This is a genomic window from Brenneria izbisi (genome assembly GCF_025840185.1).
GTDB classification, from domain to species: Bacteria; Pseudomonadota; Gammaproteobacteria; order Enterobacterales; family Enterobacteriaceae; genus Brenneria; species Brenneria izbisi.
Genome location: NZ_JAMPJU010000006.1, coordinates 14,354 through 25,920 on the forward strand (window position 1 = coordinate 14,354; position 11,567 = coordinate 25,920).

General features: G+C 54.5%; 7 protein-coding genes. 3 read left to right on the forward strand and 4 right to left on the reverse strand.

Annotation, left to right across the window (positions count from 1 at the left end; translation table 11 throughout):
• Positions 1 to 44: 44 nt before the first annotated feature.
• A complete protein-coding gene (putP, locus tag NC856_RS09575; RefSeq protein WP_264090216.1) occupies positions 45 to 1,529 on the reverse strand; it encodes a sodium/proline symporter PutP in 1,485 nt (494 codons plus the stop codon).
• A 205-nt stretch (positions 1,530 to 1,734) separates the two neighbouring features.
• Here putP and putA point away from each other — a divergent pair, with 205 nt between their 5' ends.
• Positions 1,735 to 5,706 carry a trifunctional transcriptional regulator/proline dehydrogenase/L-glutamate gamma-semialdehyde dehydrogenase gene (gene putA, locus NC856_RS09580; protein ID WP_264090217.1) on the forward strand — a complete coding sequence of 1,324 codons (3,972 nt, stop codon included), beginning with the start codon at positions 1,735 to 1,737 and terminating at the stop codon, positions 5,704 to 5,706.
• Positions 5,707 to 5,766: 60 nt separating this feature from the next.
• Here putA and ppiC read toward each other — a convergent pair whose 3' ends face one another.
• The gene (gene ppiC, locus NC856_RS09585) at positions 5,767 to 6,048 is read right to left on the reverse strand and encodes a peptidylprolyl isomerase PpiC (RefSeq protein WP_113866077.1); all 282 of its coding nucleotides are present in this window, start codon (positions 6,046 to 6,048) and stop codon (positions 5,767 to 5,769) included.
• A gap of 165 nt (positions 6,049 to 6,213) precedes the next feature.
• Here ppiC and rep point away from each other — a divergent pair, with 165 nt between their 5' ends.
• A complete protein-coding gene (rep, locus tag NC856_RS09590) occupies positions 6,214 to 8,235 on the forward strand; it encodes a DNA helicase Rep (RefSeq protein ID WP_264090218.1) in 2,022 nt (673 codons plus the stop codon).
• 41 nt (positions 8,236 to 8,276) lie between these two features.
• Here the strand turns inward: rep and ppx are convergent, their stop codons facing one another.
• Positions 8,277 to 9,773 (reverse strand): exopolyphosphatase, encoded by a 1,497-nt coding sequence (gene ppx, locus NC856_RS09595; protein ID WP_264090219.1) that lies wholly within the window; start codon positions 9,771 to 9,773, stop codon positions 8,277 to 8,279.
• A 6-nt stretch (positions 9,774 to 9,779) separates the two neighbouring features.
• Positions 9,780 to 11,069 (reverse strand): ATP-dependent RNA helicase RhlB, encoded by a 1,290-nt coding sequence (gene rhlB, locus NC856_RS09600; protein WP_264090220.1) that lies wholly within the window; start codon positions 11,067 to 11,069, stop codon positions 9,780 to 9,782.
• Positions 11,070 to 11,188: 119 nt separating this feature from the next.
• Between rhlB and trxA the strand changes: the two genes are divergently transcribed.
• On the forward strand, positions 11,189 to 11,515 hold the full coding sequence (gene trxA / locus NC856_RS09605) for a thioredoxin TrxA (protein WP_264090221.1): 327 nt from the start codon (positions 11,189 to 11,191) through the stop codon (positions 11,513 to 11,515).
• Positions 11,516 to 11,567 lie beyond the last annotated feature (52 nt).

Here is an 11,567-nt window from a genome sequence, read left to right on the forward strand (position 1 = left end):
ATGCTAAACAAGGCACAGCTTCATGCTGTGCCTTTTCTTACGGGTTATACCGACCTGAATTCCGTTTCCGCTTTATGAAAACGCTCGGTAATCGTCTGAGACGGCGGACGGCCCATCAGACTGACGATAAAGATGGTCAGGCAACTGAACAGGAAGCCGGGGATGATTTCATACAGTCCCAGCCAGTTATACTGTTTCCAAATCAGTACGGTCGCCGCGCCGACAATCATCCCAAGCAGAGCGCCGTTGCGGGTCATTCGCGGCCACAGCAGAGAAATCAGGATCACCGGCCCGAAAGCGGCGCCGAAACCAGCCCAGGCATAGCTGACCAGCCCCAGTACGCGGTTCTCCGGGTTTGCCGACAGGATAATGGCGATTGCCGCCACCAGCAGCACCATCGCTCGTCCTACCCACACCAACTCTCTTTGCGTGGCTTTTTTACGGAAAAAAGGACGGTATAAATCTTCGGTGATCGCGCTGGAACAGACCAGAAGCTGGCAGCTTAAGGTACTCATGACCGCCGCCAGGATCGCCGACAACAGCACGCCGGCAATCCACGGGTTGAACAGCAGCATGGACAGTTCAATAAACACGCGCTCACTGTTTTGCGCAACATTACCCGCTTGTTCCGGGTGGTTGCTAAAGTAGGCAATGCCGAAGAAGCCGACGGTCACCGCTCCCGCCAGACACAGGATCATCCAGGTCATACTGATGCGACGCGCGCTGCGAATGGTATGGTGCGAATCCGCCGCCATAAAGCGCGCCAGAATATGTGGTTGCCCGAAGTAACCGAGTCCCCAGCCCATCAGGGAAATGATGGCGACGAAATTCAAACCTTTAAACATATCCAGATTGGCCGGGTTTTTCGCTTCGATTACCATCAGCGAGGTATCAATGCCGCCCAGCGACAGGATCACCATTACCGGCGTCAGGATCAGCGCGAAAATCATCAGACTGGCCTGAACGGTATCCGTCCAGCTTACCGCCAGAAACCCGCCGATAAACGTATAGGCGATAGTTGCGGCGGCGCCAGCCCACAATGCTGCGCCATAGCTCATATCAAAGGTGCTTTCAAACAGGCGAGCGCCGGCCACCACGCCGGATGCACAGTAAATAGTGAAAAAGATCAGGATAATTACCGCTGAAATCACGCGCAGTAATTTACTGGTATCCTCAAAACGATGAGTAAAGTAATCCGGCAGCGTCAGCGCGTTATGGTTGACTTCGGTATGAACGCGTAAACGACCGGCGACCCATTTCCAGTTAAGGTAGGCCCCGATCGTCAGGCCGATGGCGATCCAACTTTCAGAGATACCGGAAATAAAGATGGCGCCCGGCAACCCCATCAGCAGCCAGCCGCTCATGTCGGAAGCGCCGGCGGAGAGCGCGGTGACCACGCTGCCCATTTTGCGTCCGCCCAGAATGTAATCGCCAAAGTTATGGGTGGCGCGATAGGCGAACAGGCCGATAAGTACCATCCCGAAGATATACACCAGAAACGTCACCAACATAGGTGTGCTCATTGTCATTCAACTCTCCATTTTCATTATTATTCGCACACCTTGTGGTTGCGATGGATCTTCATGCTTCCACGCTGGCCGGAACGAGACGCAGCATGGAATTGTGATTTTTTTCTCACCATAACATCATTTATTAACAAGGTTGCACAAAGTTGCAACATGACTGATATTGATGTTTTACCGATATGTCCTTTTCATCACAGGAGTGACGTGTATGGGCTTTACCACGATGGGCGTAAAACTCGACGAGGCCACGCGTGATCGTCTCAAGGCCGCGGCGCAACGGATTGATCGCACTCCGCATTGGCTGATCAAACAAGCCATCTTTAACTATCTCGAACGGCTCGAAAGCACTGGCGACACGCCTGAAATACCGCAATCGGCTATGCCCAGCCCCATCGAAGCGCAAGAGATTATGCCGCAATCTCAGGAAGAAGAAACCCATCAACCCTTTCTTGAGTTTGCACAACAGGTATTGCCCCAATCCGTTATACGCGCCGACATCACTTCCGCCTGCCGTCGTCCTGAAAGCGAACTGGTGCCGATATTACTTGAACAGGCTAAACTTCCTGCGGAAATGGCGAAATTGACGCAGGAAATGGCTTATCGGCTGGCGGAGCGCCTGCGAGGACAAAAAGGGGCGAGCGGGCGTGCGGGCGTGGTACAGGGATTGTTGCAGGAATTTTCTCTTTCTTCGCTGGAAGGGGTGGCGTTGATGTGTCTGGCCGAGGCATTGCTGCGCATTCCTGATAAACCCACGCGTGATGCGCTGATCCGCGACAAAATTAGTGCCGGCGACTGGCATGCGCATCTTGGTCACAGTCCGTCGCTGTTTGTTAACGCGGCGACCTGGGGACTGTTATTCACCGGTAAGCTGGTTGCGACGCATAACGAGGCGAACTTGTCGCGTTCGCTCAACCGGATCATTGGCAAAAGCGGTGAACCGTTGATTCGTAAAGGCGTGGATATGGCGATGCGTCTGATGGGCGAGCAGTTTGTGACCGGCGAAACCATTGCCGAGGCGCTGGCTAACGCCCGCAAACTGGAAGCGAGGGGATTCCGCTACTCCTATGACATGCTGGGGGAAGCGGCGTTAACGGAGAAAGATGCCGCCGCTTATCTGGCGTCCTATCAGCAGGCTATCCATGCTATTGGAAAAGCATCCAATGGGCGCGGCATCTATGAAGGGCCGGGTATTTCCATCAAGCTGTCCGCGCTGTATCCCCGCTATAGCAGGGCGCAATACGCGCGGGTGATGGACGCGTTGTATCCGCGTTTATTATCACTCACATTACAAGCGCGTCAGTATGACATTGGCATCAATATCGATGCGGAAGAGGCGGATCGACTGGACATTTCGCTCGATCTGCTGGAAAAGCTCTGTTTCGAACCGCAACTGGCGGGCTGGAACGGTATCGGATTTGTCATTCAGGCTTACCAGAAACGTTGCCCGTTCGTCGTTGACGCCGTGATCGACCTGGCTAGACGCAGTCAGCGACGGCTGATGATCCGTCTGGTGAAAGGCGCGTATTGGGACAGTGAAATCAAACGTGCGCAAGTCGATGGGCTGGAAGGCTATCCGGTTTATACGCGCAAGGTCTACACTGATGTGTCCTATCTGGCTTGTGCGCGTAAATTACTGGCGGCGCCAAACCTGATTTATCCTCAGTTCGCCACGCATAACGCACAAACCTTGAGTGCGATTTACCATCTGGCTGGCAACAACTATTACCCCGGTCAGTACGAGTTTCAGTGTCTGCATGGTATGGGCGAACCTTTGTATGAACAGGTGGTGGGCAACATCGCCGAAGGGAAACTGAATCGTCCGTGCCGCATTTATGCGCCGGTCGGAACCCATGAAACGCTATTGGCTTATCTGGTGCGCCGTCTACTGGAAAATGGCGCGAATACGTCCTTTGTCAACCGTATCGCCGATACGACCTTACCGCTTGAGACGCTGGTGGCCGATCCCGTCGGCGAAGTGGACGCGCTGGCGACGGCGGAAGGGCGGATCGGTCTGCCGCATCCCCGCATTCCTCTCCCGCGCGATTTATACGGAGCGGCGCGTCATAACGCCAGCGGGCTTGATCTGTCCAATGAACATCGCCTCGCCTCGCTCTCCAGCGCATTGCTGACCAGTGCGGCGCAACCGTGGCAAGCCGCGCCGGTGATTGACGGCAACGCTGAACCGCAAGCGGCAAAACCAGTACTCAACCCTGCCGAGTCGCGCGATATTGTGGGCTATGTCTGTGAGGCCAGCGAGCAGGATATTGCTCACGCGCTGGATTCGTCCGTCAGCGCGGCGGCGATCTGGTTCGCCACGCCGCCAGCGGAGCGTGCATCGGTGCTGAATAAAGCGGCGGACATCATGGAAAGTCAGTTGCAGCATCTGTTGGGGTTATTGGTGCGCGAAGCCGGTAAAACGTTCGCCAATGCGATTGCCGAAGTGCGTGAAGCGGTGGATTTCCTGCGTTATTACGCCGCACAGGTGCGCGAAGCATTCGCCAATGACTCACATCGACCGTTGGGACCAGTGGTTTGTATCAGTCCGTGGAATTTCCCGCTGGCGATTTTCACCGGGCAGGTTGCGGCGGCGCTGGCGGCGGGTAACAGCGTGCTGGCGAAACCCGCCGAGCAAACCCCGCTGATTGCGGCGCAGGCGGTGCGTATCCTGCTGGAAGCGGGCGTGCCAGTCGGCGTCTTGCAGTTATTGCCGGGGCAGGGGGAAACGGTTGGCGCCGCATTGGTCAATGACAGCCGGGTACGTGGTGTCGTGTTTACCGGCTCAACGGATGTGGCGAAACTGTTGCAGCGCGACATTGCCGGACGACTGGATGCGCACGGACGCCTTACGCCGCTGATTGCCGAAACCGGCGGATTGAATGCGATGATCGTGGACTCTTCCGCGTTGACAGAGCAGGTGGTGAACGATGTGATCGCTTCTGCTTTTGACAGTGCCGGTCAGCGCTGCTCGGCATTGCGTATTCTGTGTATTCAGGAGGATGTCGCGGAACATACGCTGCAAATGCTGCGCGGGGCGATGGCCGAATGCCGGATGGGGAACCCGGAATGTTTATCCACGGATATTGGGCCGGTGATCGATGCGCAGGCGAAGCAGGCCGTTGAGCGCCATATTCAGCGTATGCGGACAAAAGGACGCAAAGTGTATCAGCCGACATTGCTGCCGCAGGATGAACAGCAATGGGCGCGCGGAACCTTCGTCAAACCAACGTTGATCGAACTGGAAAGCATGGATGAACTGCAAAAAGAGGTATTTGGGCCGGTATTGCACGTCGTGCGTTACCATAGCCGGGATCTCGACGCGTTGATCGCGCAGATTAATTCAGCAGGGTATGGTTTGACGTTGGGCTTACACACACGTATTGATGAAACCATCTCGCGCGTGACCAGCAACGCCCGTGTGGGCAATCAGTACGTCAACCGCAATATGGTCGGCGCGGTGGTTGGCGTTCAGCCATTTGGCGGAGAGGGGCTTTCCGGCACCGGCCCGAAAGCAGGCGGGCCGCTCTATCTGTATCGGCTGTTGTCACACAAACCGGATGATGCGCTGCTGCATGGGCTGGCTGGTCAGGATAGCGGGCAAACCGTGGATGCCAGTGTGCGAACGACGCTATTAGCGGCATTGCAGGCGTTGGAAAAATGGGCGCTTGCCGAGCATCAACGCGATTTGGCGGCGTTATGCCAGCAGTACGCGGAGCGTGGATTGGCTGGGACGACGCATCTGTTGCCGGGGCCGACGGGAGAACGCAATACTTATACGCTGACGCCGCGTGAGCGCGTGTTGTGTCTGGCTGACAACGACGAAGATGCGCTGATTCAGTTGGCGGCAGTGCTGGCGACGGGAGGATGCGTATTGTGGCTGGATACGTCATTATTGCAGACGCTGTATCGTCGTTTACCGGATGTCGTACAATCGCGCATTCTGTTCAGTCAGGACTGGCGGCGAGATGATCAGGCATTTGATGCGGTGATCCATCATGGCGATACCGATCAATTGCGCCAACTCAGTCAACAGCTTGCCGAACATCAGGGGCCGATTATCGCCGTACAGGGTTTTAGTCGCGGTGAAACCAATATCGCGCTGGAGCGACTGCTGCACGAACGTTCGCTGAGTATTAACACTGCCGCTGCGGGAGGCAACGCCAGCCTGATGACCATCGGCTAGATGCGTTGAAATATCGTCACCTTGCCGGACGCAACGGCACCGGCAAGGTGAATGCTGGGATTAATTGCGGTACAGCACTTTAATCAAATGATAGCCGAACTGGGTTTTCACCGGGCCGAACGGTTGAAGCAACTCGCAGGAAAAGACCGCTTTATCAAAGGCGGGAACCATATCGCCTTTACGGAATTCACCCAAATCGCCGCCATTACGTTTTGACGGGCAGGTGGAGTATTTTTGCGCCAGTTGCTGAAAATCGGCGCCCTGGTGCAACTGGGTCAGAATGTCGTTGGCCTGCTGTTCGGTATCCACCAGGATATGCAGTGCCGCTGCGGTATTTGCCATGTCGTTACCCTTATTTAACAGAGAGGGGGATTCCTGAGCGCAATGTAACATCTGCAACGTCAGATGTGGATTGCGATGTGCTTTCCATGACGATAAATCCCCGCTCAAGATCGATTCTGCTTTCTGCTACAATCCCCTTCCGTTTGATGAGTGAGCCATATCGTTATGCGTTTAAATCCCAGCCAACAACATGCTGTCGAATTCGTTACCGGCCCTTGTCTGGTGCTGGCGGGAGCCGGTTCGGGTAAAACGCGCGTTATCACCAATAAAATTGCGCATTTAATCCGTCAGTGCGGCTATCAGGCCCGTCATATCGCCGCGGTAACCTTCACCAATAAAGCCGCCCGCGAAATGAAAGAACGTGTCGCGCAAACGCTGGGCCGTAAAGAAACCCGCGGGCTGGTGATCGCCACCTTCCATACGCTGGGGCTGGAAATCATCAAGCGCGAGTACGCGGCGCTGGGTATGAAAGCCAACTTTTCCCTGTTCGACGATCAGGATCAGATGGCTTTGCTGAAGGAGTTGACCGAACAGTGGCTGGAAAATGATAAGACGCTGTTACAGCAATTAACGTCAACGATCTCGAACTGGAAAAACGATCTTATCGATCCCGCAGGCGCGGCGGCAACGGCGCGCGGCGAACGAGATCGGTTGTTTGCTCACTGTTATTCGTTGTATCAAGACCATTTGCGCGCCTGCAATGTACTGGATTTTGACGATCTGATCCTGTTGCCGACGTTGTTGTTCAAGCGTAACGATGAAGTACGGGAACGTTGGCAGAACCGCTTACGTTATTTGCTGGTGGATGAATATCAGGACACCAACACCAGTCAATATGAGTTGGTGAAATTGCTGGTGGGTAGCCGCGCACGCTTTACCGTGGTGGGCGATGACGACCAATCGATCTATTCCTGGCGCGGCGCCCGCCCGCAGAATCTGGTGCTGCTACAACAGGATTTCCCGCAGCTTGAAGTCATCAAGCTGGAGCAGAACTACCGCTCTTCCGGCCGCATCCTGAAGGCGGCGAATATTCTGATCGCCAACAACCCGCATGTGTTTGAAAAGCGGTTGTTTTCGGAACTGGGTTATGGCGATGAACTGAAAGTGATTACCGCCAACAACGAAGATCATGAGGCAGAACGGGTGGTGGGCGAGTTGATTGCCCATCATTACATTAACAAGACCCAGTATGGCGACTATGCCATTTTGTATCGTGGTAATCATCAATCCCGTCTGTTTGAAAAAATGCTGATGCAGAATCGAATTCCTTATCGAATTTCCGGCGGCACATCGTTTTTCTCACGCCCCGAAATCAAGGATCTCCTGGCGTATCTGCGCGTTTTGACCAATCCAGATGACGACAGCGCTTTCCTGCGTATCGTCAATACGCCAAGACGTGAGATTGGGCCGGCAACGTTGCAGAAGCTGGGCGAGTGGGCGAATCAGCGCAACAAAAGTCTGTTTAGCGCCAGCTTTGATCTGGGACTTGGTCAATCGCTGACTGGCCGTGGGCTGGAATCGCTGCAACGGTTTACGCAGTGGCTGTCAGATATCGCTCGGTTGGCCGAGCGCGAACCGGTGGCGGCGGTGCGTGATCTGATCCACGGACTGGATTATGAAAGCTGGCTGTATGAAACTTCGCCCAGTCCCAAAGCCGCGGAAATGCGGATGAAAAACGTGAATCAGCTTTTTAGCTGGATGACGGAGATGCTTGAAGGTTCGGATTTAGATGAGCCAATGACGTTAACGCAAGTCGTCACACGTTTTACTCTGCGGGATATGATGGAGCGGGGAGAGAACGAAGACGAACTGGATCAGGTGCAGTTAATGACGCTGCACGCTTCAAAAGGCCTGGAGTTTCCCTATGTGTTTCTGGTAGGGATGGAAGAGGGGCTGCTGCCGCACCAAAGCAGCATTGATGAAGACAATGTCGATGAAGAGCGGCGGCTGGCTTACGTGGGGATCACCCGCGCTCGGCGCGAATTGATCTTTACCCTGTGTAAGGAACGGCGTCAGTACGGGGAACTGGTGCGTCCTGAGCCCAGCCGTTTTCTGCTTGAGTTGCCGCAGGATGATCTGGTTTGGGAAACGGAGCGTAAAGTAGTGAGTGCTCAGGAACGGATGCAGAAAGGACAAAGCCACCTGGCCAGCCTCCGCGCGCAGTTGGCGAAAGCCAAAGGGGAATAACACTCCCCTTATCTTCTCTTGTTATGACATCAACCCGTCAGTCAAATGGGAATTTCTTCCAGCATCAGCGTCCAGTGGACATAGCTTTGCCAGCGACTTTCCTGCTCCAGCGCTTCGGCTCTTAACGGATGTTGAGCCATCCAACCAGCAGGCAACATGACCCGCAGACTTTCTCCCTCAACGTGCAGTCGTACTGCGGGCAAGGTGTCGTCACGGCGACGGCTGGCAAAAATAATCGCCAGACGCAGCAAGCGGCACAGATGCTGAGCCTGTATCACAGGCAACGCATTTTGCTGACTGAGCGGCATCAAATCGATAGGGTTGCTTTGGTTTTGCAGCAAGGTCGCCAGCAGTTTCTTTTGTGCGGGAGTAAAGCCGGGAAGATCGCTGTGACGGATAAGATAGGCCGCATGTTGGGGAGACTGGCGGAAATCAATGCTCAGGCCAATTTCGTGCACCAGACTGGCGCTTTGCAGTAGCTCGCGACATCGATTGTCCAACTGCCAGTCGCGCGCGACCTGTTGCAGAAAGTTATCGGCCAGCGCGCTCACCCGTTCGGCTTGCTCGCTATCCAGCAGATAACGACGCTGCAAATTATGCAAGGTTCGATGGCGGATATCCTGCTCAATCGGCAGATGAAGCATGCCATACACCAGCCCTTCGCGCAGCGCGCCGCCGGCCAGCGTCATGGTTTTAATGTCGAGCTCCTGAAAGATAGCCAGCAGGATCGCCAGCCCGCTGGGGAAAACCAGGGCTCTTTCCAGCGTCAGACCTTCAATTTCAAGCTCTTCCAGCTTATCGCACTGAATCGCATGTTGTTTTAACTGCTGGAGTTTCGTCAGCGTGATGTATTCGTCCATCCCCTGCGTGACCATAATCTCCTGCAAAGCCTGTACCGTACCGGATGCGCCGACGCAGATTTGCCAGCCCTGTTCTTGCAAGGAAGCGACCACCGGACGCAACATCTCGCGGGCAGCCTGTTCAGCGCGTTCGAAATTGCCCGCTTCCAGATTACGATCGCTGAAATAACGTTCCAGCCAGGTGACGCAACCCATGGGCAAGCTGATAAGCCGGGTCGCGCTGGCGCCGATGCCGGTAGCCAGTTCCGTACTGCCGCCGCCAATATCAACCACCAGACGCTGCTCCGGCCCGCCGGTGGTGTGAGCAACGCCCTGATAGATTAGCCGGGCTTCTTCTTCGCCGCTGATAACCTGAACTGGTAATCCCAGAATTCGCTCGGCCTGTTGCAGAAACTCGCCAGCGTTGGTCGCCAGCCGTAAGGTCGCCGTGGCGACGACACGTACCTGCTCTCGTGGGATATCCTGCAATCGTTCTGAAAACAGTTGCAGACACTGCCAGCCACGCAGCATCGCGTCTTGCGATAACCGATTTTGCTTATCCAATCCTGCGGCGAGACGGACTTTTCGTTTTATCTTTGCCAGCGTCTGAATGCTGCCCGCGACTTCCCGGACAACCAACATATGAAAGCTGTTGGAGCCGAGATCGATAGCGGCATAGAGTGAGGATACGCTTGGCATTTGCGATCAACCTGGCCGTTTACGATTATTACGCGGCGCTCCACCTCGACGCGGCGCATTGTTTCTGCGCGGGCCGTTGTTGGTGCGTGGCGGGCGCGTTATGCGCTTCGGCGCCGGTAAATCGTTGAGCAATGCGTCGCTGTTGTACTTGCTGACCGGAATACCGTGACCGATATAGGTTTCGATAGCAGGCAGATTCAGCGCGTATTCTTCACAAGCCAGACTGATGGAGAAACCGCTTTGACCGGCGCGACCGGTACGACCAATACGGTGAACATAGTCTTCACAGTCATCCGGCAGATCATAGTTGAAGACATGGGTGACTGACGGAATATGCAGGCCGCGCGCCGCCACGTCCGTCGCAACCAGAATGTCCAGATTGCCGTTAGTGAACTCATCCAGAATACGCAGACGTTTTTTCTGCGCCACGTCGCCCGTCAGCAGACCCACGCGGTGACCATCGGCGGCCAGATGGCCCCAGATATCTTCACAACGGTGTTTGGTATTGGCGAAAATAATGCAACGATCCGGCCACTCTTCCTCAAGCAGTGTCTGGAGCAGGCGCATTTTTTCTTCATTGGACGGATAGAACAACTCTTCTTTGATGCGGTGGCCGGTTTTTTGCTCCGGTTCGACTTCCACATACTCGGCATTATTCATCTGTTCAAAAGCGAGTTCGCGAACGCGGTAGGAAAGCGTCGCGGAAAAGAGCATATTCAGGCGCTGGGTGACCGGCGGCATGCGGCGGAACAACCAACGGATGTCTTTGATAAAGCCGAGATCGTACATGCGATCGGCCTCATCCAGAATCACGACCTGGATTGCCCCCAGATTGATGTGATTCTGTTTGGCGTAGTCGATCAGGCGGCCAGTGGTGCCGACCAGAATATCGACGCCGCTTTCCAGCACCTTGAGTTGTTTGTCGTAGCCGTCGCCGCCATACGCCAAACCGAGTTTCAGCCCAGTCAGACGAGAAAGGGCTTCGGCGTCAGAGTGAATTTGCACGGCCAGTTCACGTGTCGGCGCCATGATTAAAGCACGCGGCTGGTTGGTCTGACGCTCTGGGCTTGCCGGGTGCGAAAGCAAATAATGGAAAGTAGACGCGAGAAAAGCCAGCGTCTTGCCAGTACCTGTTTGCGCCTGACCTGCTACATCGCGCCCTGATAAAGCCAGCGGCAATGCTAACGCCTGAATTGGCGTACAGTTATGAAACCCTTTACTTTCAAGAGCTTCTATAACCTGCGGGTGCAGGGCGAAGTCGGAAAACTTCTGTTCTGTTAAGTGTGTTTTGCTCATAGTGTGGTAGAATATCAGTTAACTATTGCTTTACGAAAGCGTATCCGGTGAAATAAAGTCAACCTTACCGTTGGTTAATGCTACACCAACAAGGTAGATATAATCCTGTGGAGTAAAACATGAGCGATAAAATTATTCACCTGACTGATGGCAGTTTCGATACGGAAGTATTGGACACTGAGGGCGTAACCCTGGTTGATTTCTGGGCTGAGTGGTGTGGTCCCTGTAAAATGATCGCTCCTATACTGGATGAAATTGCAGAAGAATTCGCGGGTAAACTGACCGTTGCCAAACTTAACATTGATGAAAACCCAGCGACGGCGCCGAAATTCGGTATCCGTGGTATTCCTACGCTGTTGCTGTTCAAAAATGGCGAAGTCGCGGCAAGCAAAGTCGGGGCCTTGTCTAAAGGACAACTGAAAGAATTCCTGACTGCCAATCTATAATTCATTTCACATTCCTGAGGGGCGGCCAACAATTGAGTAATTCTCTATTGAC

Coding starts and splice junctions, on each gene's coding strand:
- putP (WP_264090216.1), bottom strand. CDS start 1,529: ATGACAATGAGCACACCTATGTTGGTGACGTTTCTGGTGTATATCTTC.
- putA (WP_264090217.1), top strand. CDS start 1,735: ATGGGCTTTACCACGATGGGCGTAAAACTCGACGAGGCCACGCGTGAT.
- ppiC (WP_113866077.1), bottom strand. CDS start 6,048: ATGGCAAATACCGCAGCGGCACTGCATATCCTGGTGGATACCGAACAG.
- rep (WP_264090218.1), top strand. CDS start 6,214: ATGCGTTTAAATCCCAGCCAACAACATGCTGTCGAATTCGTTACCGGC.
- ppx (WP_264090219.1), bottom strand. CDS start 9,773: ATGCCAAGCGTATCCTCACTCTATGCCGCTATCGATCTCGGCTCCAAC.
- rhlB (WP_264090220.1), bottom strand. CDS start 11,069: ATGAGCAAAACACACTTAACAGAACAGAAGTTTTCCGACTTCGCCCTG.
- trxA (WP_264090221.1), top strand. CDS start 11,189: ATGAGCGATAAAATTATTCACCTGACTGATGGCAGTTTCGATACGGAA.